This is a genomic window from Gaetbulibacter sp. NE (assembly GCF_025548475.1).
In the GTDB taxonomy this organism is placed as follows: Bacteria; Bacteroidota; Bacteroidia; order Flavobacteriales; family Flavobacteriaceae; genus Gaetbulibacter_B; species Gaetbulibacter_B jejuensis.
Window position 1 is genome coordinate 33,097 of the sequence record NZ_JAOQHY010000006.1, and the last position, 24,613, is coordinate 57,709.

The window sequence follows — 24,613 nt, forward strand, 5'->3', positions numbered from 1 at the left end:
GATATAAAGTATTTTTATAAATCCTCGTTTCCTTAAAATCCTCAAAATCCTTATTGTGCTTTTGTGGGATTTGTATAATTGTTATGTGCTTCCCTATGTATTAGACTAGCATCAACAAATTTAGTAATATAGCCTTCTGCTGTTTTATGAGGAATCTTGTTTTTGTCGGCTATATTTAGGTAATCTTGTCTTGAAAATTGATAAGGTAGTGCTTCTAAAAAACGTTCTTTACGATTGGCTCTTTTTACTTCTTTTTGTTCGATAGGTAAATCGTTAAACACCTTACTACTGTGCTTTACTAATACGCTTATCATTTCCAATGTATTTTCGAAATCTATATCCTCACAATATCTTACTTGGTTTACATCACCATCTTCCATAATGCGAAATACAGAAAACAACATTATAATTCTAAATGCTATTAACCCCAAACGTCTAACTGTTGCTATATAGTCATCGGGTTGAAGATTGAGGTATTTTGTTTGAAGCTTCTCAAAAAACACATTAAACTTTTGTTGTTGCTCTGTTGTTAGCCTTACTTCAATATCAGGATTGTTTTTTAGGGTTTTGTATAACCCAAAAAATTCATTTCCTAACTGGTCGTAATATTCATCTAAACCATTGGTTGTATCGGTTTGAAAAACGTTTTTCCAAGTAGGTTTGATATTCATATAATAAAACATAAATCGACTAAACAACCCATTTTCAGCACTTGGAACCAATGCTTGAATTTGTTTTGGTGTACCAGATAGTACCGTTGACAAACAAGGTCTTTCAATATCTACATATTCTTTATCGGTTCTACGATAGTAACTAATGGTTTCGTGGTGGAAAGCTTTACGGAAACCATCGGAATAATTACCGTAATCACTTTTAAAGGCTTGTGCCAATGTATCTCCTTCTGTTTCAAAAATTAACCCTCTACCTTCATTGTCAGATATTAATTGATAAACACCTGTTACACTATTGTTAGCCGGAATAAACAACATTCTTTCAGGTGGTTTACTCGGTTTTTCCATAGTTTCACTTTTGCCCTTATTCATATTATAAGTAGCCATTTCAACCTGATGTTGTTGTTTTAGGGTTTTGGATTGTTCGCGTTTTTGTTTGTGAACAGGATTTACCAAATTTTTAATTTGGTTTAATCTTCCTTTACCTGCTGAAGCTGGTGCTGTAACAAATAAATACAAGTTACTAAACACTTTACGTTGGTCGTACACACCGAACAATTTTGGGAAACAAGCGCTAAATGCTGTTAATGCACCCAACAACAAAATATCACGTTCTTCATTACTGCTTGATGGTTGTACCACTTGTTGCAAAAATGTTGGTATGTTGTTGTAAACTGTTGTAGGTATTGTTGGCAACGGTTGTTTTACTTCCTCTGGCTGTTGCAATACTTCAACAATTTGTTGTTGCTGTTTAGGTTTAATACCTACTTGATGCAAATGGTGGTATAAGGTTGCTATGCTTATACCGTGCCCTTTTGCTTGTAAACACTTGTTATATTGTTCGTCACATTCTTTATGGTCGTAACCTGAATAATTTCTGCTAATTCTATGGTAGTAATCACGTCCAGCTTCTCCGTATTCTTCTGAAATAGCAAAACCAATATCACGCCACTTTTCATAAGTATCTGTAATATCTATACCTGATTGTTCTAAAGCGTTGATATATGTTTCTATATCATTTGCAACAATCGTTGTTGGGTAGTTGTTGATTGGTTTTTTAGGTACTTCTTTTTGCTCTGGAACAGCTAACCAATCTTTCGGGTTGAATATCTTTGTCATATCTTTTGATGTCTTTTATGTAGGTATGCCAATGGATCGTGGGATAAAAAACACGCTCTGGAAATGTCTTTACCCGATTGGTCAACCTCTATGTTATATGTATGCTTTATGTAATTGGCCACCGCAATAAAATATTCGTTGTGTGGCACTTTGGAAACATCGATTCTAATTATCCATTTTAAGCCTTCCCCTGAAGGTGATGTAAACAACAATTCGGTTTCAAAATATTCATCGTTCAATAATTGTTGTTTTAGTTCTTCAAGATTCTGCAAATGGTCAAAATCGATTGTTAGTAATGATGAATGCTCAATTAAGCTATCATCATTACGTTTAGAAAACACACCTGAAAATGTTACATAATCAAAATGATTTGCTTTAAATTTCCGTGCTTCTTTAGGGTCTTTAATCGCTCTAAATTGCTCTGTGATACTTTTATACTTATCGCTTGTAATACGCTCAAATATTTGATGTAATCTTACTTTTTCTGTTGGAAACACATTTCTAATTGGTGCTCTATAAAAACTGCTGTAAGCATACCAAGTATCATCAGGTGCATCTAACCAGGATAATTCATCTTCTTTTTTAACTTCAAAATTTAGATGCAGTACCTCATTGATTTTTAGTAACAATTCTTCTTCATTAATGATTTTAAAATGATAGGATGCAAAATCGAATACATCACCTTTAAAATCGGTTAATTCTATGTCGTAATGCATTGCCTTATTTTCAACAACATTAATTTGTAATGTTGATTTACCACCATTAAAAGGATTTCGGGTTATCCCGCAGTCCCTTCCTTTTAAGGAAAGGACTGTTGATTTAGGATAATACTGCCTTAATACATAAGCATAAATATTTAACCCGTAATGCGTTTTCTTTAAGATGCTTTCTTTACTTATTTCCATCGCATTTAAAATTTGGGTTATAATAATTGCTTTGTAATAGTTCCTCTATATCAGATACTTTGTAATAAAATTTACCTTGTATCTTGCTATATGGAATCGTACCATTTGAACGGAATGTTTGCAATGTCCGTTGGCTAATATGTAGCGTTTGCATTACGTCCTGATTGTCAATCCACGTATCTTTTAAGCGTTCTGCTCTCGTAGCTCTTATTAATTCGATACGTGCCTTTAAGTCCTTAATCTCTTGTGAGAGTGCCAAGAGTAAATCGATGATTTCAGTCATAACTAAATCCTTCCTTTTTTGATTAAGTAATTAGCTGCCTGTTGCTCGATTTCGTCTTGGGAATCCATACGGTTACGCAATAACCATTGGTCTAATTCCTGACGTTGGAAATAGATTTTTTTACCATTCGGTTTATAGTGTGGAATGGCTCCCGTACTTGTAAGTTTATACAAGTGCGATTGTGATAGTTCTAAATACTGACAAGTTTCATTGAAATTCAATACTTGCTTTTGCAACGTTTGTTGTTCTACTAACAACTTTTCGATGCGTTCTAAACGTTCAATTATTTTAACGTCCATCTTATTATAAATTTTAATTAAAAAATGGACTTCTGCGCAAAAGTCATCCTTGATTGTCAAGGACATAACAAATATTGAAAAAGGTGTTTGGTATAACAGAAAAGAGAAAAAATGGTATTATTAAACCATTGTAAAACAATGATTTACACCGTTTTTGGTATTATCTATTTGGTATTAAGTAGAGAAAATACCACTTTTAAAAAGTGAAGTTTTATTTGATTTGGTCAAGCCAAAAATTGGCTTCAACTAATTTTTGATAGGCTCTTTTTTCAGTACCTAAAAATCTACGGTATTCTTTACCTGCATTACTACTTGGTCCATACCGATAAGCAAAGAATTTATAAATGTGTTTAGGCTCTATTTTTTTAGATGGTTTACTGTCAAAAAATATTCTTTCATTAAAATATTTAGTTTCTGTTAACTTAACCATAAAAGCTGCAAGTAATATTTTATTACCTCTATCCTTTATGAAGTTATATTCATCATCTATAATGCCTTTTTCATTTAATAGCTCCTCTAATTTTGCAAATTCTCTTTGTTTAATCTTATTAATAAGTGCGTTATAGGATAAGACATCATTGTTTTCCTTTCTAAAATCACCTTGTATAGCGTTGAAAATTGAACTTTGTTTTACTTGTTTCCTGACCGTTTTTATTTCTGCACCGGAATAGGATTTTACAATTAACTCTTGAGGTGGTTCTTCATTAAAAAATACTTCGTGCAGTTCTTCTATTGTATAAATTTCAGCATCACTTAATTCTGAAAATCGTTCTTGAAGTTCCATAAAAAGCATCATCGCATTTGCTTTTAAAAATGAAATGATATAGGCTTCATCAGATTTATCATTTTGAATTGGCTTTAAAGACAAACTTTCAACAATAACATTATCTGAAATGTAATTTTTAATCTGGGTTAAATAATTTAAAAATTTACGGTGAGCATTATCATATAGAAAAGACAAGTGATCAGCTGTTGAGTTTGCATCAAGTGCATCATTAATTTGATTAAAATTTTTGATGTACTCGTTTTCTATTAATTTTAAATAGTATTTACGCTTGTTAGAATACGCCTTTTTGAAGTCGATTTCATATTTAGGCGTTGTATTGAGGTATTGCTTTTTAAAGCCTTTTAAAAGCTCTTTAAATTGGTTTTCGGTTCTTTTATCATCAGTAACCTTTTCCACATACAGTAAGTCGATAAATAAGTCTTTAGCCATTTGGGTTAAGGTTTATTCTGTAAGCTGCTTGTTTCTTTTTGTCATCAATTACTTTAGCGTAAATTTGAGTTGTTTTCAAATTCTTATGACCTAACATTTTTGATACTGTATATATATCAGTACCCAAAGTCAGTTGTAATGTTGCAAATGAATGTCGCGCACAATGGAACGTGATATTCTTCTTAATTTCTGCATCACCAACCCATTCTTTTAGTAGGTCATAATTTCTCTGAACGTTATTAATATTCTCGAAAACTTTTTTAGTCGATTCGCCTTTTTCTCCTAACAATTCAAATGCTTGTTCGGAAATTGGTAAGGTTTCAGCTCCTTTAGTTTTCTTTTGCTTAAATCTAATAAAATTTCCATAGGTTTCTGAATATTGGATTTCAGACCATTGAAGTTTTGTAATATCTGACCAACGTAAACCTGTAAGGCAGGAAAATAGAAAAGCATTTTTTAATTGTGGATGTCTGCTATCTGTATTAAAAAGCTTTCTAACTTCTTCTAAAGTTAAAAATTCCATATGTGTATCTTCTTCTTTAAAATTTTCAACTGAAATAGCAGGATTGTATTGAATTACTTTTTCTTTAACAGCTTGTCGTAATACAGCTAAAAGCTTTTTAAAATATGCTGATTTTGTGTTTTGGCTTAATGGTCTTTTACTTCTGGAAAGTGCTTTTTTGTCTAAATACTCTTTAAAACCTTCTACCCACTCTTCATCTATTCTTTCAAAAGAAATTCCCGTAGGATGATAATCTTTTAAATGTTTTAGAGTACTATTCCATACACCTAAATTACCTTTACTTTCTGAACGTCTTTCAATCCATTGTTCTAAATACACGAAAAAATTGCCTTGTTTCTTTTCTTTATTTTCAAAACCATAAATATTATTCTGTACCTCTAAATGTCTTTTGGCTCTGATGCTTTCAGCAAGTTGTAAGATTTTCTTGTTTTCTAATTTCTGCGCTTTAGTTAAGGACCCTTTGTCGGGTTCTGGCGTTAAATATAATTTCAAGTACTCGTACTTACGATTTCCGTTTTCGTAATAATCAAGATATAAACTAATTCGTTTCCCTTTTCTACGTTGGCGTAAAGTAACTTTCATTTTCCTTATATTTACTGTGTTATACTATGCGTTTTAAGAGTGTTATATGGGCAACAATACGGCAACAAATATAAGCAAAAAAGGGTAGTTTGGCAACAAAAAAGAACGTGAAATATTATATAAACCAATGATTAATAGGCAGATAACAAACAAAGGAAAGATAATGAATTTCCTATTGGAAATTGCTCGCGGATTTTCACGCAACGAAATCTTAGCCTAGACCGTTAAACGAACCCTTCAAAAAATTACTCCAGTTTCAACAACACATTTGGGTTTGGGCAATTACTTAAATAATAGTCTAGATCTTGTTTTGAGCTTACTCCAGGATAATCACCTACATACCCACCAATATCTTTTATAATTTGAAAATGCAAGTGTGGTGGATAATCGCCATTTACAGTAGCATCACCAAGAGTTGCTAATTGTTCTCCTTGTTTAAACTGTTGTCCTACACTTAACTGTTCAATTGACGCAGTACTTAAATGTCCATATAAGGTGTAAAAAATCACTCCATCGATGAGATGTTTTAAAATAATGGTTGGTCCATAGTCTCCAAAATTGGTGTTGTTTTTAAAACTATGTACTACTCCATCTAAAGGTGAAAGAATTTCTGTACCAGCAGCAATCCAAAGGTCAATTCCTAAATGAATGTTACGTTCGGTTAGTGGATTTTGTTCGTTAAAATGAGTACTACGTTGGTAAATGTTTCGTGTTTCGTTATAACCGCCAAAGGCAACCAACCCATTATGCTTGCTTATATGCGCATTTACAAATGCTTCAAGCTTTGAAGATGAAGATACATCAACCGATTGCAGTAAGGTATTGTGTTTAGAAAGATCTAAAGGAATGTACTGTGAATTTGAAATTGAAGCATCTAGTACTCGAAGTGGTTTTGTACTAATGCGTTCTAAAAAATCGTGGAATGTGTTTGAGGGCATTTCAAAAAAATATTTCTATAAAAATACACTTTTTTGAAACGTATGGCCTTTATTCAACTGTAAGATTTCTGTTCATTAAGAAAGCTTGATTATTGCATTATAACATGGCTAAATTTAGCATTAACCACAATTGTTTTATTACTATTTGGGCTGTTAGTAGAAAACGACGACGTGTTTTTAGCATCTTGTTTTTCTGGATGAGTAAAACGTGTACGATCGCCTTTATACTGCAAATTGAATGCTGTTTTTGGCAAACTTATAAGTGCGTCACTATTTTCTAACACCAAATTGATATTATTAAACGAGTCATTGATTTTTGAAATGGTTAAATCTCCAAAGCTACCATCAATAATTGCATTGCCATTTAAATTGTCGAGACTAATGTTTGATGAGTTAGAATTTAATACAATTCTGTTTACTTGCTTTACATGTGCTTTATCCACATAATTTAGTTTTAACTCACCTTGACTCCAAGTGTCAATTAACACAGGTGAATAAGATACATTGATGGAAGTCTCGCTTCCATCAATGTGATTTGCTACTAATGTAGAGTGTGAAATATCTGCTCTTAAGTTTTTAATAACCGAAGTAAACTTCAACTCACCATGTCTTACATTTAGGTTTAGTTTAGCATCTTTAGGCATTTTTATTTTAATGGTCTTTTTTACTTTACCACTTCTTGCCTCAAGTGTTCTAGACAGTTCAGCACGACGCTTTTCGTTGCGTTCCATACGCTCTTCAAGACGTTCAGCTAAATGAGCTTGTCTTTCGGCTTGTGCTTTTTGGCGCTCTTCAAAACGTTTTGCAATTTCTGCACTACGCTCTTCCATTTGTTTAGCGCGTTCTTCCATTTGCTTACCGTGTTTTGCTTCCCATTCTTCCATACGTTTAGCATACTCTTTTCCCCATTGTTTGTCAAACTTCTTGCTCCACTCTTTTAGTTTCACTTCATAATCTTCACCAAACTGCTTACCATACTCTTCTCCCCATTTTTGCATTTCCTTTTCGTAGTTATCAAAATCAACTTTAGAAAATTCTTTTGCCCAAGCTTTCATTTTATCCTTGTACTCTTTTCCGTACTTTTCTTCATACTCTTTACTCCATTTTTCAAGGTATTTTTCACCATCTTTTTTGTAGGCTTCGGTATCAAAATGTACTGAATGAATCCCTTTTGGTAATTCAGGTAATTTTGGAAGCTTAGGAAGTTTTGGCAATTCCATTTCTGGCATTTCAGGTAGCTCAGGTATTTCGGGTAACTCTGGCATTTCAGGTAACTCAGCCAATTCAAATTCAAGCTCTCGTAAGGCGTCAAATTCGAAATTGTTGTCAAACTCAAATTCAAACCCTTCCATGTTAAAGTTTCCCCATACATTTCGGCTTCCTTTAGAGCTTATACTTACATTTTTTCCTGAACCTTCAACGCTTATATTCCAGTTTTCAAGCGCTTTTTTAAGCTCTTCCTTTGAAAGTTTATCGCTTTCTATATATGCTTCAACCTCAACAAGATCTTTATTCCATGTATCGATTTCAATTTGCACATAGCTTGTGTTTAAATCTATGGTAACGTCTTTATCTACTTTTATAGATTGAGATATTTTATTTAACTGTTGCTGTGCAGTAACACTAATGGTAGCACACAACATAAACAACATTAATTGTATTGTTTTCATTTGTTCGTTTTTATTGCTTTAAGCATTATCCTGACTCATTTCTGAGTCGTTTAAATCTTTTAATTGTTCTTTTAAGCGATACAATAAATTAAGTCTTAATTTTAAGTTATCTATTAAGGCACTTACAGTAAGCTCGTTTGGTCCATTTTCGGTTAATTCAACCGAAAGTCTATCGTACTCTTTATTGAGTTCTTCAAGACGTAGCACGTAGCTATCAAACAATTCTTTATTTTCTGAAGTGAGCTTTACATTGGATAATTCTAAGTTAATATTAGCCAGATAGTAGTCTTCAACCTTTTTTAAATCGGGTGAAATATCACCAAGCGACTTTAAATTAGATACCACTTCTTCCTTACCGTTTGAAGGCTCAATTGGAGGCACATTGTAAAATTTATATGCTCCAAAACCCATCCCAATAAGAATAACAACACTTGCCGCTATTTGCATTATACTGAAACGTTTTTTGATTGTTTTTTGCGGTTGTGCGTTATCTAGCTTCTTTAAAAAACGGGCTTCATGTCCTTTAGGCATTTTTTGATTGGAAACCTTTGGTTCGTCTTTAAAGAGTTCTCTAATATCTTGTTGTGCCATTACTTGTAAGTGTTAACAGTTCTTTTAATTTTACTTTTCCTCTAGACAGTTGCGTTCGAGAAGCGACTTCGCTAATGCTTAAAATTTCAGATATTTCCTGGTGGTCATACCCTTCAACCAAATACAGCATAACTACGTATTTATACTTTTCTGGTAGCTTTTTTATAGCTTCTTTTACTTCTTCTAGTGTTATTGTATCTTCAACAAACCAGTTGTCATCATTATCATCAACTACTTTTAGGTGCACCTCTTCCAATTGCAACAAATGTTGCTTTTTGGATTTAAGTAAATCGATACTTTTATTGATAACAATACGTTTTAACCAAGCTCCAAAAGTAACCTCTGCTTTGTATTGGTGCAGTTTAGCAAAAGCTTTTATAAAGGATTCCTGAACGATATCTTCAGCTTCCATAGAATCCTTTACAAATCGCATTGCCACAGCATACATACCATCACAATACTGATTGTAAATTTGTAGTTGTGCAGCACGATTATTTTGCTTGCATTTTTCAATAATTTCAACTTGAAACATGCGTTAGTTGATCTTTTGGTTATTGGTTTAGTTCTCTATAAAGACGATACAAAACATACAGTGTTGCAAAATTTACCTCTTTTTTTTAAAATGATACCAAATTATTATAAATGAACGTTAAATAGATAATGTTTAGGTGTTTTTGATATATCTTTAGCACTTAATTTTAAAATTCGAATTTTTAGGTATGAACACGTTTTTAAAACGAATCCTTATTGTTTTAACTTTAGTCGCTGTAGGACTATTTTTATACTCTTATTTTGTTGAAAATATTTTTTCTAAACGCTTGAGTCCAAAAGATAATGTAGAATACAAACTCAACGATTTACAAGTTGAAGTGTTTTACAATAGACCTTCAAAAAAAGGAAGGGAAATTTTTGGCGGACTTGTACCTTATAACCAAGTATGGCGAACAGGAGCCAATGAAGCGACAACTTTTGAAACCAACAAATCGCTATATGTAAAAGGAATTGCTATACCTAAAGGCATCTATACGCTTTGGACAGTACCAAAAGACAGCTCTTGGCAAGTCATTTTTAATAAAAAACTATATCCTTGGGGAGTTGATGAGCAAATGAAGCCAATGAGAGAACCTCAACACGATATACTTGAAATTGAAGTTCCTACTGAAGAGCTCAATACTACTGTTGAACAATTTACCATTGGTTTTGATAATACTACAGGTGACCTTCACCTTACAATGGCTTGGGATAAAACAAAAATTGCCGTACCTTTAACTGTAATCAAAGATTCAATTGAATAAAGGTAAGACATTATAACTTGGCTAAAAACACTAAATCATCGTCTGCTTTACACGAAAAGAAAGGAGTTTCAGAGTCTGAAATTACAAATAAGGATTCTATTGAAACCATAAAAAAGCGAAGACGTCATCAACCTTCTGCCGAAGCATTGGCTCAAGGTATTATAAAAGGTGACATTACATATTTAAGCAGAGCCATAACTTTGGTAGAGAGTTCTAACCCTTTACATTTAGAAAAAGCCAATACTATTATAAAACACTGTTTACCTTATGCCAACAAATCAGTAAGAATAGGTATCACAGGAGTTCCTGGAGTTGGTAAAAGCACGTTTATTGAAGCTTTTGGTTCGCAACTCACAACAAATGGTAAAAAAGTAGCTGTTTTGGCAGTTGACCCAAGTAGTAGCTTAACCAAAGGCAGCATTTTGGGAGACAAAACTCGAATGGAAGATTTGGTAAAAGACCCAAATGCTTTTATACGACCTTCTCCTTCTGGCTCCTCGTTAGGTGGTGTTGCCAGAAAAACCAGAGAAACCATTATTTTATGTGAAGCAGCAGGTTTTGACACCATTATTATTGAAACGGTTGGTGTTGGTCAAAGTGAAACTGCTGTTCATAGTATGGTCGACTTTTTTCTACTGTTAAAACTTGCAGGAGCTGGTGACGAACTTCAAGGCATTAAACGTGGTATTATTGAAATGGCAGATACTATTGTTATCAATAAAGCAGATGGAGACAACCTAAAAGCTGCTAAACTTGCCAAAGTAGAATTTAATAGAGCATTGCATTTATATCCTGCTAAAGATTCTGGTTGGCAACCTAAAGTTACACTATGTAGTGCTTTACAACAAGAAGGTATTGACGCTATTTGGGATATTATAAATGACTATGTTGAAGCAACCCAAAAGAACAATTATTTTGAACATCATAGAAACGAACAAAATAAGTTTTGGCTACTACAAACTATTGAAGACCGTTTAAAATCTGATTTCTTTGGAGATTCAAAAATAAAAGAAGCACTCAAATCTCAGCTTGAACTTATAGAAAATGGTAAAACCACTCCATTTGCTGCTGCAGAATATATATTGAGTTTATGAAAAATTGGCTTTAAACCATTCTACTTGAGCTTTTACAGCTTCTAACAATGTAGTTTGCGGATTGTAGTTCAACAGCTTTCTTGCTTTATCGATATTTGCTTTAGTACGCAATTGGTCTCCAGGACGCTTAGGGATAACATTAATTTTTATAGACTTTCCTAAAACAGCTTCAACAGCTTCAATACCTTCTTGAGTGGTGTGCTCTACTTCAGTTCCTAGATTAATGATTTCACCATTGACCTTATCTTCATTACCAATTACACTCACTACACCATCTACAATGTCGCCTACGTAAGTAAAACTTCTAAGGTGTTTATCGCTGCCTTCATACAACGGAAACGCCTCGTCCTTCAACCCTAAATCTATGAGTTTTGTGTACATTTTTTCAGGACGCTCTCTTGGACCAATAACAGAATACAACCTTAATGAGCATGATTTTAATTGCTTTTCTCTACTTTTTTGAAGCACTAACTGCTCAGCAGCTAATTTAGTAACACCATAGTGAGATGCTGGTTTTGGCGCAATACTTTCAGGGAAAGTCGCTTCTAAACCATAAATTGAAGAGGTTCCAATATTTACAAATAATTTAAGATTGCTACACTGTAAAGCGTAATCCATTAAATTTTTAGTTGCTATTATATTATTGCTAAAATAGTCCTCAAACGTAGAAGTTGATGAAATACCTGGTTGAGCAGCATAGTGAAAAATATAGTCGATGTCTTTAGGTAACACTTCAGCAAGGTCAGAATCTCTTAAATCTTTTTTCAAGATTGAAATGCCTTTTTGGGTTAAAGCATCTGCATTTAATTGCTTTAATTCCAGACTGTAATAATCATTAAAATTATCAATTCCTAAAACATCATGCCCTAAAGCTTTAAGTCTTTCAGCTGTGTGAGAGCCAATAAAACCGACAGCTCCTGTAACAAGTATTTTCATTTTATTAGTTTAGAGATTGCAAATTAACAATTATTCCATTAAAAAGAATAATTTCAGTTTAGTTAAAAAACAATACTTTTGTAGCAACTAACTTTTAACAGATGAATTACAAATTCACTATCATAGTTCCTGTTTATAATGAAGAAGATAATTTAGAGAGAGTTGAAAAGGAACTACTGGCTTACACGAAAATCGCTTCCTTACCTACAAAAATTTTATTTGTAAATGATGGCTCAAAAGATAGCAGTCAGCAACTTATTGAAGATATTTGCAATAGAAACGCTGCTTTCAACTACATTTTGTTTGAAGCTAATAGAGGTTTAAGTGCTGCTATAAAAGCTGGGTTTGATTATGCTGACACTGAACTTGTAGGTTATATAGATTCTGATTTACAAACTGCTCCTGAAGATTTTAATTTACTTTTAAAACATATTGACACTTACGATTTAGTAACTGGTGTAAGAGCAGACCGAAAAGATAGTTTTGTAAAAAACATGTCGTCTAAAATTGCTAATGGTATAAGAAGAGCTTTTACCAAAGACGGAATGGATGATACTGGTTGTCCTTTAAAAGTTATTAAAACCGAATATGCTAAGCGTATTCCTATGTTTAAGGGTTTACATCGTTTTTTACCAGCAATGATATTATTGCAAAATGGTAAAGTTACCCAAATTCCTGTGCGTCATTTTCCAAGAATTGCTGGTACTGCAAAATTTGGTTTATGGAACCGATTACTTGGACCACTCATGGATTGTTTTGCTTACTTATGGATGAAAAAAAAGTACATCAACTATACAGTTTCTAAACAAGGTTAATGAACGATTGGTTGATATATTGCATAGGTTTTATCGCTCAGATTTTATTCTCTTCGCGCTTAATAATACAATGGATAACTTCTGAGAAACACCAAAAAGTAATAACTCCAACCTTATTTTGGACCTTAAGCTTAATTGCCTCTTTTTTACTCTTTATATATGGCTATCTTAGAGATGATTTTGCCATTATGCTTGGACAAGGGTTAACCTATTTTATTTATATACGCAATTTGCAATTACAAGGCGAATGGGAGAAATTCCCGAGAGTAATGCAATACATTTTACTTGGTGCTCCTACTCTAATTGCCATATATTACTTTAACAACAATGTTATTGATAGAGATGTTTTATTCAAAAATGAAGCTATTCCGACTTGGTTGTTAACCCTAGGTATTGTATCGCAAATTATTTTCACGTTTAGGTTTATTTACCAATGGATTTATTCTGAACGCAAAAAGCAATCGTCTCTTCCTTTTGGATTTTGGATGTTGAGCTTAATAGGTTCTTTGCTAATTCTTATTTATGCCGTTTACAGAAGAGATCCAGTGTTATTTATAGGTCATGGTCTTGGTTTAATGATCTATGCCAGAAATTTATTCTTAATAAAAAAATCAAATGCTAAAAAAACTACAGCATAACCCTATACTTACCATAACAGTACTTGTACTTTTAATGCTCACTTTTGGCGTAAAATACCTTTCAGTAAGTATTATGGAAGCACGTAATTTTATTACTGCTAGAGAAATGCTAACAGATGGTAATTGGCTCCTTACAACCATGAATGGTGAAGCTAGATATGAAAAGCCTCCTTTACCAACTTGGTTAGCTGCGTTTTTTGGGATGATTTTTGGAATAAAAAACCTACTAGCTATTCGCTTTCCTGCTATTATATTTATAGCAATCACAGGTGTTTTTACCTACTTACTTTCTAATAAACTTTTAAATAATAAAAACCACAGTTTAATTAATGCTTTAATTGTAGTGACTTCCTTTTATGTTATTGGAATTAGTATTGAAGCTCCATGGGATATTTTTACTCATGGGTTTATGTTAATGGCTATTTATTTTTTATTTCAATACTTACATGGTGCTCCAAACAATTTCAAAGCAATTCTTATAGCTGGTTTGTTTTTAGGATGCTCAATACTTTGTAAAGGTCCTGTTTCTTTTTATGCCTTATTACTGCCTTTTTTAATTGCTTATGGTGTGGTTTTTAAATTCACTGCTATAAAAAAACAGATATTACCATTATTAGCTTTTTTAATCATTGGACTTATTGTTGGCGGTTGGTGGTACTTGTATGTAAGAGTTAACGATCCTGCAACTTTTACTGCCATTGCTGAACGAGAAACAGGAAATTGGTCTAGTTACAATATAAGACCTTTTTACTATTACTGGAGCTTTTTTACGCAAAGCGGAATTTGGACTATCCCTGCTTTTATTAGCTTATTATATCCCTATTTAAAGCGAAGAGTGAGTAATACTGAAGCCTATAGGTTTAGTTTTATTTGGACCATTACTGCTGTTATTTTGCTTTCATTAATTCCTGAGAAAAAATCAAGATACCTAATGCCTGTTTTAATTCCTTTAGCAATTAACACTGGTTTTTATATTGAATATCTCATAAGATGCTTTAAAGGTTTAAAGGACAAGCGCGAAACTATACCTGTGTATTTTAATTTTGGACTTATAGCCTTAATTGGTTTAGCGTTTCCTATTGTAGGTTATTTATTTTTAGGCGAAAAGCTTTCGGGTTATATGATGTTTCCTTTTGCCATAGCTTCCATAACCTTAGTTTTATTAAGTGTACTAATTTTTGTTCAGTTGAAACTAAAAAACATGGAAAAGGTATTTTACCTCACTATTTTCTTTTTTGCTGCATTATTAATATCTGGTTTACCGCTTTCAACAGCTTTAATAGACAATAATTACAAACCTATTTCAAACTTAAAAGAAGACACTAAAAAAGAAGCTATAAACGTGTATGGTTTTAATTATATCTCACCTGAAATGATTTGGCAGTTTGGTGATAAAATTCCAAATATAACTCAAGAAGATGGTACAATAAATTTCCCTAACGAACCAGTGTTTGGGATGCTTGCTAATGGTATAAGCCCTGAACATCAAGAACTCTTACTCGCTAAATACCACATTGAAAAAGTTGCTACTTATGACCTCAACACTTCAGCTAAAGACAGTAAAAGTTATAGAGGACGATTGGTAAACACCTATTATATTCTTACTAAGAAGTAAAGCGTTTAGCTAAGTACTTATTGAGTTTATAAAACCCAAAACCTGATAGCGCGCCAAAAATCATTCCGCAGAAAATATCCAACGGAAAATGCACTCCTATATACACTCTACTGTAAGCCATTGCTGCTGCCCAAAATAGCATTAAAAAGATAAGATACTTGTATTTATGTTTTAACATTAAACCTGTAAATACAGCTACAGCCATTGAGTTAGAGGCATGACCTGAGAAAAAGCCATATCTACCTCCACAAGAAGGCTTTACCAATCGCATTAATGAATTTACGGTCTCGTCATGGCAAGGTCTAAAACGTTCAAAGCCATATTTAAATAAGTTGGTAACTTGGTCAGTAAAAGACACCATAAGTGCTACAACCAAAACAGTTATTAAAAACGTTTTTCGGTCGTGATTTTTAAACATTAAGTATAGTAAAATGGCATAAAGAGGAATCCAGTAAAATTTTGTGGTGTAAAACATCCAAAATCCATCCCAAGACTCAACGCCTAAATTGTTTAAAAACAGGAATAATTCTTTATCGTATTCTATTAATTGGTCTATCATCTAATCGTTGTATTGTTCTATTTCGCTATCGTAAAAATCGGTAGCTGCCTGAATTAAGTTTTCAATTTCAGACTCTAATTCTCTTTGATCGTGTTCATCAAATTCTTCTAACCATTCTACCTCATCATTTTCTAAATTAATAATAAACCTAGGAAAATCGGTATGAATAATATATATAGCATTAGGATATTGGGTATTGTCTCCAAGTATAAATTTAGGCAGTTCCATAATTATGCTGTTTTAATGAGTTTGTTAGTTAAATAATTAAATCGAATATACAATAAAATTGCTGCAGTTGTTAAACCTGCTAAAAGTCCTAGCCAAATACCAAAACTTCCATAGACTTCTTCTTTCCCTAAAAAATAACTTATAGGAAATCCAATAACCCAATACGAAACAAAGGTAATTATAGTTGGTATTTTTACATCTTGCAAACCTCTTAAAGCACCTAAAACAACAACTTGAACACTATCACTTATTTGAAAAATTGCTGCTGCAATTAAAAGCGTTGACGCGATACTAACCACTTCGGTATTGTCAACAAGGTTTACAGCATCGTCATAATCTACATACAATTTTGGTAGGTGGTTGTGAAACAAAAAGAAGCAAATACCAAAGCAAATAGCAAGTATTGTTGCCAATAAAAATATAGAAATGGCGATTCTACGTAGTTCTAAAAAGTTATTCAAGCCTTTTTGGTTTCCTACTCTCACCATTGCAGCAACACTAAGTCCCATTGCTACCATAAATGTCATTGACGATAAGTTAAGTGCAATTTGGTTTGCCGCTTGTGGGTTTTTACCTAGTAAACCACTCAACCATATAGCTGCTGTAAAAATGGCTACTTCAAAAAACATTTGCATTGCGCTAGGTGTTCCTAAATTAATCAGTTTGTTAAGCATTAGTTTATCTAAAACAAAAAACTTGATATTAGTTACAAAAGCTTTAGATTTTTCTTTTTTACTCAACAATATCCAAATAAACGCCACCATTACAAATCGCGAAATCAATGTTCCATAAGCAGCTCCTACAATACCCAACTCAGGAAAACCAAATTTCCCAAAAATGAGCAAATAGTTAAAAACAACATTTACAATATTAGCTATCAATGTAGCATACATAGGATATTTTGTCATTGACAAACCATCGCTAAACTGCTTAAATGCTTGAAAAACCACTAACGGAATTAAAGAAAAAGCAACCAAATCTAGATATGGAATTGCCAACTCAACGACCTCAATAGGTTGCTTCATTAAATACAAAAGCGGTTTAGCGAAAAACACCATTAAAAACAATGAAATACCTAGTATTGTACATAAAAACAATCCATGTTTAAAAGCCGATTTTCCATTTTTAAAATCATTGGCTGCATCAGCTTCAGCCACAAGAGGTGTAATGGCTGTTGAAAACCCAATACCTAAAGACATAGCAATAAACATAAAGCTATTACCAAGTGAAACTGCAGCCAACTCAGCAGTTCCTAATTGGCCAACCATAATGTTATCAATAAAACTTACAAAAGTATGTCCTAACATGCCCAACATTACAGGAGCAGCAAGTTTCCAGTTGTATTTGAATTCTTTAGTATAATTTGATAAAACCACTTATGCTTTTTTGAGGTTTCAAAGGTATGCCATAGAAAACTATATAAGAATTTTCCACTGAATATTTTTCAAAAAACCTTTATGAATATTGAATATCAAGCAATTATATAATCAGATTGTTAATAAGTTACTTTAGTATAATTTCTATAAATCAGTTAAAAGCAATATTTTTATCAAAGTTATTTTCAATGTAAATTATCAGTGTTTACTTGGTATATATTGAAAATAAAGAAACTTTTTTAGCTATTATTTTAGAGGGATTTAAAAAATTAATGACGTTAAAAAACGTTTCAATAAAAAGAGGGTATTTCTACCCTCTTTTTTTATGGTTTTAGCCTTGTTATAAATTAACATATTTTTAAAATCTGCAAATGCTAAGGTTTTGTAAATTGCTTAAAAGCACAAACAATGAAACAAATTACCCTTAGTATCATTTTTCTTTACAGCTTATTTTCGTTTTCTCAATCATCAACTGAAGATGTTATAGAGCCTTTTTTAGAAGACATCGTATCTCAGTTTCCTAATGTTAGAGATTTAGCCATTTCTCCCAACGGAAAAGAAGCAGTATTTTCTGCACAAAGTTTTATGGGAGACATTTCTGCATTAATGATTGTTAGTAAAACTGACACGAAATGGAGTAACCCTAAAATCATCTCATTCTCTGGACAGTATTTTGATATCGAACCTTTCTTCTCAAGTGATGGTCTTAAGTTATTTTTTGCATCGAACAGACCTATGGACAACACATCTACAACTGTAAAAGATTTTGATATTTGGTATGTTGAACGCGCTTCTACTGAAGCTTCTTGGTCTGCTCCTATTAATTTAGGCGCTCCTGTAAATACTGAAATGGACGAGTTTTATCCTGTGGTTACAAATTCAAACAACTTATATTTTACATTAGATAATCCTTCTCTTAAAAGAAAAGACGACATATACATTAGCGAATTTAAAAATGGAGCATATACACAACCTAAACCTTTAAGTGACTCTATTAATTCTGAAGGTTATGAGTTTAATGCTTTTATAGCTCCTGATGAATCTTTTATAATCTATACTTGCTATAATCGTGATGATGGTTATGGTAGTGGTGATTTATATGTAAGTTACAAGCAGGAAAATGGCGAATGGAGTATTTCTAAAAACATGGGACAAAAAGTTAACTCCAACAAAATGGAATATTGCCCATTTGTTGATACTCAAAATGGCATTTTATACTTTACAAGCAAACGATTAAAAATGACTAGCTTTGAAGAAAAACAAAGCATTGAAGATTTAAAAACTATTTTTTACAGCTATGAAAATGGTTTAAGTAGATTGTATAAAATCTCTATTACAAACCTTATCGAGAAATAATTTAATCTATTGATTTTTCTTTTAGGTTTATAACTTGCTCACAAATGTCAGTTCGAGTGATTTTTTTGATAAAAAATCGTATCGAGAACCTTTTTAAGCATTAAATTCTTATTCTCGATATAAATTTTACTCATTTTTCAATCGTAAAATTCACTCGAATTGACAGAATTTTTAATGAATAACCTAAAACATCTCGTTTTTGATATTTTCTTTGGCTTCTCTGTATTCTTCAACAATATCAGTTACAATTTCAGCTACTGGTTTTATATCATGAATTAAGCCTGAAATTTGCCCAATTTCAAGCTCTCCTTCAACAAGGTCACCTTCAAACATTCCCTTTTTTGCTCTTGCTCTACCTAATAAGGTTTTCAACTCTTCAACCGTTGGTCCTTTTTTGTATAATTCCTGAACGTCGTTATAAAACTTATTTTTCACTAATCGTACAGGAGCCAACTCTTTTAAAGTTAATTGCGTGTCACCTTCTTTAGCATCAACAACAACATTTTTAAAGGCAGCATGTGCCGATGATTCTTCACTCGCCACAAATCGTGTTCCTATTTGAACACCATCTGCACCTAAAACCATAGCTGCAAGCATCGCCTTTCCTGTGGCAATACCTCCTGCTGCTATTAATGGTATCTGCAATTGCTCTTTTACCATAGGTATTAAAGTAAGTGTAGTTGTTTCATCTCTTCCATTGTGGCCTCCAGCCTCAAATCCTTCTGCTACAATTGCATCTACTCCTGCACCTTGTGCCTTTAAAGCAAATTTTACACTACTCACCACATGCACAACAGTTATCCCTCTTTCTTGTAACCAAGAGGTCCAAGTTTTTGGATTTCCTGCTGAAGTGAATACAATCTTTACACCTTCTTCAACAATAATATCCATAATCTCTTCAATATTTGGATACAACATTGGCACATTAACACCAAATGGTTTATCAGTTGCTTTTTTACATTTTTGAATATGCTCACGTAATACTTCAGGATACATTGAACCTGCTCCTAAAAGTCCTAAAACACCTGAGTTGCTAGCAGCTGAAGCTAACCTCCAACCACTATTCCAAATCATTCCTGCCTGAACAATAGGATATTGAATATTGAACAGTTTGGTAATTCTGTTTGTCATTTATGATTTAATAAGTTTAAACGTTTTTGATGAGTCTCCAGATTGAAGTACTAACACATACACACCTGAAGCAATTTCAGAACAATCCATTTGTTCTATTGAGTTTGATAGTGTCTGTTCCAAAATTACATTCCCAACCATATCATACATTAAAAAATTAGTAGATTCAAATTGACTAGGAATATGGATATTTAAAAGATTATTTACTGGATTTGGAAAAAGTTTAAATTCAGCAATTTCCTGTTCTTGCATAGACAATGCTATGTTATAAGCTAAGGCTAAATCTGGAATTCCGTAGCCTAAAAAATTGTCTGGTGTGGCATATTGTGAAGCAGACATCCTTATGTACTGCATAATTTCGGTATTTGAAGCATTAGGTAATGCTTGCCACAAACATACAGCTCCTCCAGCTAGAATTGGCGAGCTTAATGATGTACCGTTATTAGTGATAATTTCATCATTTTCATTAACCACATAAGCTCCTAAACCTTGAGCTGCAACATCAGGTTTTTGTGTGGGTTGGATAGTACTTCCTTGAGAGCTAAAAAACGCATAATCCTCGTTGCTATCAACTGCTCCAATGGATAATACGTTTGGCGAATCGGCAGGAGCACCAACAATTACCCAAGCATTACCACCAGAATTTCCAGCCGATGTAATTACCAACATTCCTTTTTCTGAAGCAATAGTTGCGCCTCTTGTAATAAATGCGGTTTGACCATCCATATCTTCGTTAGTGTAGCTGTAATTAGGATTATCATAAGTTGTATATCCTAAAGAAGTGTTTATGACATCAACACCTAAACTGTCTGCACGTTCAGCAGCTTCAACCCAATAACTTTCTTCAACAGGGTTTTCGCTTCCTGCATCTTCAGTTCTAAATAAATAATACGATGCATCTGGAGCAGTACCAACATACTCGTCTTGCACATAAGCTGCCATTGTACTCAACACTCTTGTACCATGAGTATTTGCTGTATAGGCATATACATTTTCTGTTCTGTCTACAAAATCATAACCATCCAATAAATCGCCATTATCTCTCAAGCGTTGAAAAGCTGACATGGTATTAACATTTGTAAAGCCTGCATCTAAAACCGCAACCAGCATACCTTCGCCAGTAAAATCATCTAAATGCAAATCATCTGCACTTATCATTTGTACTTGGTTTTGGGTATTTCCGTAGGTGAAATCGGTTAGTGTTTCTTCTATTTCAAATTTATCTTCATTTTCTGAAAATCTTCCACTTTCAGTATTCAAGCTTTTATCAGCAAAATCGATACTAACTACAAACTCTAAATCTAAAAGCATATTGATGTTTTCAACCGTTCCTCTAACATGAACAGCATTAAGCCATTTAGACTTTGCCATAACCGTAATTCCTTGTTGTGCTTTTAATGTGGTAATATGATTTTCGTTTACAGGAACATCTCTGGCATCTATAATAACACCATGAGCGTTCTTTCGGTCTATTGCTCTTTGTGTAAGAATAGTTAACGGATTACTTATTGCAGTTTCAACATTTTCCTTTTCTTCCAAATACACCCAAGCGTCTTCATCTTGCGCATATAACTGAAAGGCAAAAACTGTAAAAAGAAGTAAAAGTATTTTGTGTTTCATGCGTTGGCATTTGGGAGTATTGCAACTGCAATTTAAGAAATTACTCCTGAACCAACTAATTCATCATTTAAATACCATGCCACAAATTGACCTTCGGTAATTGCAGATTGTGCAGCTTCGAACTCAACGTAAAGTCCACCATCAACTTTATGTAAAATTGCTTCTTGTAAAGGTTGACGGTATCTAATACGCGCTTTCACCTTCATTGTTTCATCAACATTTAAAGCTAAATCTTCACGAATCCAATGCAATTCATCGTTATTGACAAAAAGTGCTTTTTTTAATAAACCAGGATGCGATTTTCCTTGACCTGTGTAAATGATATTATCATCAACATTAGTGTCAATTACAAATAATGGTTCAGCAGTACCACCAACAGCTAATCCTTTTCGTTGACCTTTAGTAAAATAATGTGCTCCTTGATGCTTCCCTACAACTTTTCCATCAGTAATAGAATACTCAATTTTTCGTGATAAATATTGTAGTTTTTCTTCTTCAGAATTAAACTCAGGAGTTTCTTGCTTATACACATCAATAGCTTGTGGTATCTCAACAATAACACCTTCTTTAGGTTTTAATTTTTGCTGAAGAAACTCAGGCAGTCTTACTTTACCAATAAAACATAATCCTTGAGAATCTTTTTTCTCAGCTGTTACCAAATCGAGTTTTGTTGCTATTTCTCTAACTTGTGGTTTTGTTAACTCACCTATAGGGAATAATGCTTTTGACAGCTGCTCTTGCGACAACTGACATAAGAAATAAGATTGGTCTTTGTTACCATCAACACCAGCTAATAATTGATAAATTTCTTCACCATCTTTTTGAAGCGTTCCTTTTCTGCAATAATGACCAGTTGCCACATAATCTGCTCCTAAATCGAGAGCAATTTTCATGAAGACATCAAATTTTATCTCTCGGTTGCAGAGTACGTCAGGATTTGGCGTGCGTCCTTTTTGGTATTCATCAAACATATAGTCTACAATGCGCTCTTTATATTGCTCACTTAAGTCTACTGTTTGAAAAGGTATACCTAATTTATCTGCTACCAACATAGCGTCATTACTATCATCTAGCCAAGGACATTCATCAGAAATAGTTACTGAATCATCATGCCAGTTTTTCATGAACAAGCCAATAACCTCATAACCTTGCTCCTTTAATAAATAAGCCGCAACACTAGAATCAACACCACCTGAAAGTCCTACTATAACTCGTTTCACGATTTTCCTTTAAAATTTGATTTTGCAAAATTACAAAATAAAAAATGGCAACTCTACAAAGTTACCATTATAAAAAATTATGCTATTTATAGTTTATAACTATTGTTGTTTAGGGTTGTTACTCGTTTTTGTAAAATTCTTTTCCTCAGTCAGTTTCCCATTGGTATAATACTTCCAAATACCATGCTTTTTACCACGCTTGTATTCCCCTTCAGCCAATAACTGTCCATCTGCATTATAGTATTTAGACAAGCCGTGTAATTCATCATTTTCATAACTAAATTCTTTTACTACAACCCCTTTTTCAGAATACCAAGTTGAAATACCTTCTATTTTCCCGTTGACGTAGTTTGTTTTTTCTGCTATTTGTCCATTATCATATAGTACTTGCTTTTCGCCATGTAACTCGCCTTTATCATTATAATATTCAATAGACATGACAGCATCACTTTTATTATGGTAAAATACCCACTTACCTATAAAGAGTTTTCCGTTCATTTTGCCTTCACTAATAAGTTTACCTGTTGAAGCGAAAAATTTAACCTCAGCAATATTGTTGTTAGGGTTAAATGTTTTGGTAGCACTCAATACACTCTTTTTTTGTTTAAGCGTATAGTATTTAAAAACACCTACTTCCTTTCCATGCTCAAACTGTCCTTCATAACGAGGCTCGTTGGTTTTGTCAAAGTTCTTTTTCCAAACACCATGACGTTTCCCGTTATTATCGTATTGATTTATAGAATTTTGCGCAGATAAATTTGCATAAAAAAATGTTAAAATTATAACTGTTATAATATTTTGTTTAAACATTTTGTAAATTTGTTAAACAAACTGACGTTTGTATATGTTGAACATTAAAACTCAAAAAAATGAAAATTATTTCAAACATTTCAAAATTTGCCCTAATACTTTCTGTAGTATTTGCATTTCAATCTTGCAGTAGTGATGACGATAACAATGATGGAGGAACTCCTGAAGAGTTAAACATTGTTGAAACTGCGTTAACAGCACCAAACTTAAGTAGTCTTGTTGCTGCATTACAAGCTGCTGATGGTAACCTAGATGTAGTACTTTCTGGTAATGGACCATATACAGTACTTGCTCCAACAAACGATGCTTTTGCAACCTTTTTATCAGATAATGGTTTTGCAAGCTTAGACGAAGTACCTACAGATGTTTTATCACAAATTTTATTGAATCATGTTATTTCAGCTGACGTAACTTCTACAGACCTAACCACTATGGGTTCTGGTTACACTTCAACAAATGCAGATGGTGTTGGAGGCAACAAGCTTAGTTTATATTTCAACACTTCTAGTGGTGTAACATTTAATGGTATATCTACAGTTACAACTCCAGATATTGATGCTTCAAACGGAACAGTACATATTGTTGATGCTGTTATAGGATTACCAGATGTAGTTACTTTTGCAACAGCAGATCCTAATTTTTCAACTTTAGTTACTGCTTTAACAAGAGATGATTTAACATTTGACTACGTTACAACATTATCAACAGCTAACGGAACAGCTCCTGCTCCTTTTACTGTGTTTGCACCAACAAACGACGCTTTTAGTGACTTATTAGCCGAATTATCATTAAATAGCTTATCAGATATAGATGAACCAACTTTAAAAGCAACATTAGATCACCATGCAGTAGCTGGAGCTAATGTAAGATCAACAGCTTTAATGGACGATATGACAGTTAGCACTTTAGGTGGAGATATTACAGCAAATGTTACTGGTGGAGCGACATTAACTGATATAAATGATAGAGTTAGCAACATTATTGCTGTAGATGTTCAAGCAACAAATGGAGTAATTCATGCCATAGATAAAGTAATATTACCTCCTCTATAATTAATAGTGATTGTATTAATTGATTAGTTTTAGTTAGCCAAAAAGCCTTTAAACAAAAATGTTTAAAGGCT

25 protein-coding genes are annotated in these 24,613 nt (G+C 33.0%); 7 read left to right on the forward strand and 18 right to left on the reverse strand.

Annotation, left to right across the window (positions count from 1 at the left end; all coding sequences use genetic code 11):
* Positions 1–50: 50 nt before the first annotated feature.
* The 10 genes from OD803_RS08670 to OD803_RS08715 form a co-directional block, all read right to left on the reverse strand.
* Complete coding sequence (locus tag OD803_RS08670) at positions 51–1,790, reverse strand: DUF3987 domain-containing protein (protein WP_262733143.1); 1,740 nt, start codon at positions 1,788–1,790, stop codon at positions 51–53.
* A complete protein-coding gene (locus OD803_RS08675) occupies positions 1,787–2,695 on the reverse strand; it encodes a BT4734/BF3469 family protein (RefSeq protein WP_262733144.1) in 909 nt (302 codons plus the stop codon). The genes OD803_RS08670 and OD803_RS08675 overlap by 4 nt, the downstream gene beginning before the upstream one ends.
* Complete coding sequence (locus OD803_RS08680) at positions 2,682–2,978, reverse strand: helix-turn-helix domain-containing protein (RefSeq protein ID WP_072349425.1); 297 nt, start codon at positions 2,976–2,978, stop codon at positions 2,682–2,684. Before OD803_RS08680 ends, OD803_RS08675 begins: the two co-directional genes overlap by 14 nt.
* A 2-nt stretch (positions 2,979–2,980) precedes the next feature.
* Entirely contained in the window at positions 2,981–3,277 is a 297-nt protein-coding gene (locus OD803_RS08685) for a helix-turn-helix domain-containing protein (RefSeq protein WP_093026613.1), read from the reverse strand.
* A 211-nt stretch (positions 3,278–3,488) separates the two neighbouring features.
* Positions 3,489–4,493 (reverse strand): DUF6617 family protein, encoded by a 1,005-nt coding sequence (locus OD803_RS08690; RefSeq protein ID WP_111126202.1) that lies wholly within the window; start codon positions 4,491–4,493, stop codon positions 3,489–3,491.
* A complete protein-coding gene (locus OD803_RS08695) occupies positions 4,486–5,598 on the reverse strand; it encodes a site-specific integrase (protein WP_111126203.1) in 1,113 nt (370 codons plus the stop codon). Before OD803_RS08695 ends, OD803_RS08690 begins: the two co-directional genes overlap by 8 nt.
* A 245-nt stretch (positions 5,599–5,843) precedes the next feature.
* A complete protein-coding gene (locus OD803_RS08700) occupies positions 5,844–6,536 on the reverse strand; it encodes a peptidoglycan DD-metalloendopeptidase family protein (RefSeq protein ID WP_262733145.1) in 693 nt (230 codons plus the stop codon).
* Between the two features lie 89 nt (positions 6,537–6,625).
* Entirely contained in the window at positions 6,626–8,206 is a 1,581-nt protein-coding gene (locus tag OD803_RS08705; protein ID WP_262733146.1) for a hypothetical protein, read from the reverse strand.
* Between the two features lie 18 nt (positions 8,207–8,224).
* Positions 8,225–8,797, reverse strand: coding sequence for a hypothetical protein (locus OD803_RS08710; RefSeq protein WP_262733147.1), 573 nt, complete (start codon positions 8,795–8,797; stop codon positions 8,225–8,227).
* Complete coding sequence (locus OD803_RS08715; protein ID WP_262733148.1) at positions 8,778–9,329, reverse strand: RNA polymerase sigma factor; 552 nt, start codon at positions 9,327–9,329, stop codon at positions 8,778–8,780. Before OD803_RS08715 ends, OD803_RS08710 begins: the two co-directional genes overlap by 20 nt.
* A 187-nt stretch (positions 9,330–9,516) precedes the next feature.
* Between OD803_RS08715 and OD803_RS08720 the strand changes: the two genes are divergently transcribed.
* Both OD803_RS08720 and meaB read left to right on the forward strand, forming a co-directional pair.
* Positions 9,517–10,092 carry a DUF2911 domain-containing protein gene (locus OD803_RS08720; protein ID WP_129761382.1) on the forward strand — a complete coding sequence of 192 codons (576 nt, stop codon included), beginning with the start codon at positions 9,517–9,519 and terminating at the stop codon, positions 10,090–10,092.
* Between the two features lie 17 nt (positions 10,093–10,109).
* Positions 10,110–11,186, forward strand: coding sequence for a methylmalonyl Co-A mutase-associated GTPase MeaB (meaB, locus tag OD803_RS08725; protein ID WP_131508206.1), 1,077 nt, complete (start codon positions 10,110–10,112; stop codon positions 11,184–11,186).
* On the opposite strand, the gene OD803_RS08730 is transcribed toward meaB, so the two are convergent.
* Positions 11,181–12,122, reverse strand: a complete 942-nt coding sequence (locus tag OD803_RS08730) for an NAD-dependent epimerase/dehydratase family protein (protein WP_262733149.1) — start codon at positions 12,120–12,122, stop codon at positions 11,181–11,183. The genes meaB and OD803_RS08730 overlap by 6 nt on opposite strands.
* Before the next feature lie 101 nt (positions 12,123–12,223).
* Here OD803_RS08730 and OD803_RS08735 point away from each other — a divergent pair, with 101 nt between their 5' ends.
* The 3 genes from OD803_RS08735 to OD803_RS08745 are packed head-to-tail and all read left to right on the forward strand — an operon-like array spanning position 12,224 to position 15,190.
* Entirely contained in the window at positions 12,224–12,937 is a 714-nt protein-coding gene (locus OD803_RS08735; RefSeq protein ID WP_129761385.1) for a glycosyltransferase family 2 protein, read from the forward strand.
* Positions 12,937–13,575, forward strand: a complete 639-nt coding sequence (locus OD803_RS08740) for a lipid-A-disaccharide synthase N-terminal domain-containing protein (protein ID WP_129761386.1) — start codon at positions 12,937–12,939, stop codon at positions 13,573–13,575. Before OD803_RS08735 ends, OD803_RS08740 begins: the two co-directional genes overlap by 1 nt.
* Complete coding sequence (locus OD803_RS08745; protein WP_262733150.1) at positions 13,553–15,190, forward strand: ArnT family glycosyltransferase; 1,638 nt, start codon at positions 13,553–13,555, stop codon at positions 15,188–15,190. The genes OD803_RS08740 and OD803_RS08745 overlap by 23 nt, the downstream gene beginning before the upstream one ends.
* Here OD803_RS08745 and OD803_RS08750 read toward each other — a convergent pair.
* Genes OD803_RS08750 through OD803_RS08760 form a run of 3 tightly spaced genes read right to left on the reverse strand, consistent with a single transcriptional unit; the run spans position 15,180 to position 17,353 of the window.
* Positions 15,180–15,749, reverse strand: a complete 570-nt coding sequence (locus OD803_RS08750; RefSeq protein ID WP_131508198.1) for a phosphatase PAP2 family protein — start codon at positions 15,747–15,749, stop codon at positions 15,180–15,182. The genes OD803_RS08745 and OD803_RS08750 overlap by 11 nt on opposite strands.
* A complete protein-coding gene (locus OD803_RS08755) occupies positions 15,750–15,977 on the reverse strand; it encodes a hypothetical protein (protein ID WP_262733151.1) in 228 nt (75 codons plus the stop codon). It lies immediately after the preceding gene.
* Positions 15,978–15,979: 2 nt separating this feature from the next.
* The gene (locus OD803_RS08760) at positions 15,980–17,353 is read right to left on the reverse strand and encodes an MATE family efflux transporter (protein WP_262733152.1); all 1,374 of its coding nucleotides are present in this window, start codon (positions 17,351–17,353) and stop codon (positions 15,980–15,982) included.
* A gap of 408 nt (positions 17,354–17,761) precedes the next feature.
* Here OD803_RS08760 and OD803_RS08765 point away from each other — a divergent pair, with 408 nt between their 5' ends.
* Positions 17,762–18,709, forward strand: a complete 948-nt coding sequence (locus OD803_RS08765; protein WP_262733153.1) for a hypothetical protein — start codon at positions 17,762–17,764, stop codon at positions 18,707–18,709.
* A 183-nt stretch (positions 18,710–18,892) separates the two neighbouring features.
* Here OD803_RS08765 and OD803_RS08770 read toward each other — a convergent pair whose 3' ends face one another.
* The 4 genes from OD803_RS08770 to OD803_RS08785 all read right to left on the reverse strand — a co-directional run bounded on the left by OD803_RS08770 (position 18,893) and on the right by OD803_RS08785 (position 23,490).
* Entirely contained in the window at positions 18,893–19,840 is a 948-nt protein-coding gene (locus OD803_RS08770) for an NAD(P)H-dependent flavin oxidoreductase (protein WP_262733154.1), read from the reverse strand.
* On the reverse strand, positions 19,841–21,460 hold the full coding sequence (locus OD803_RS08775; protein ID WP_262733155.1) for a S8 family serine peptidase: 1,620 nt from the start codon (positions 21,458–21,460) through the stop codon (positions 19,841–19,843).
* A 32-nt stretch (positions 21,461–21,492) separates the two neighbouring features.
* The gene (gene mnmA, locus OD803_RS08780) at positions 21,493–22,680 is read right to left on the reverse strand and encodes a tRNA 2-thiouridine(34) synthase MnmA (protein ID WP_262733156.1); all 1,188 of its coding nucleotides are present in this window, start codon (positions 22,678–22,680) and stop codon (positions 21,493–21,495) included.
* A gap of 99 nt (positions 22,681–22,779) precedes the next feature.
* Positions 22,780–23,490: a toxin-antitoxin system YwqK family antitoxin gene (locus OD803_RS08785; RefSeq protein ID WP_262733157.1), complete on the reverse strand. Its 711-nt coding sequence runs from the start codon at positions 23,488–23,490 to the stop codon at positions 22,780–22,782.
* A 59-nt stretch (positions 23,491–23,549) separates the two neighbouring features.
* On the opposite strand from OD803_RS08785, the gene OD803_RS08790 reads away from it, so the two are divergent.
* Positions 23,550–24,542 (forward strand): fasciclin domain-containing protein, encoded by a 993-nt coding sequence (locus OD803_RS08790; RefSeq protein ID WP_262733158.1) that lies wholly within the window; start codon positions 23,550–23,552, stop codon positions 24,540–24,542.
* Positions 24,543–24,613: the final 71 nt, after the last annotated feature.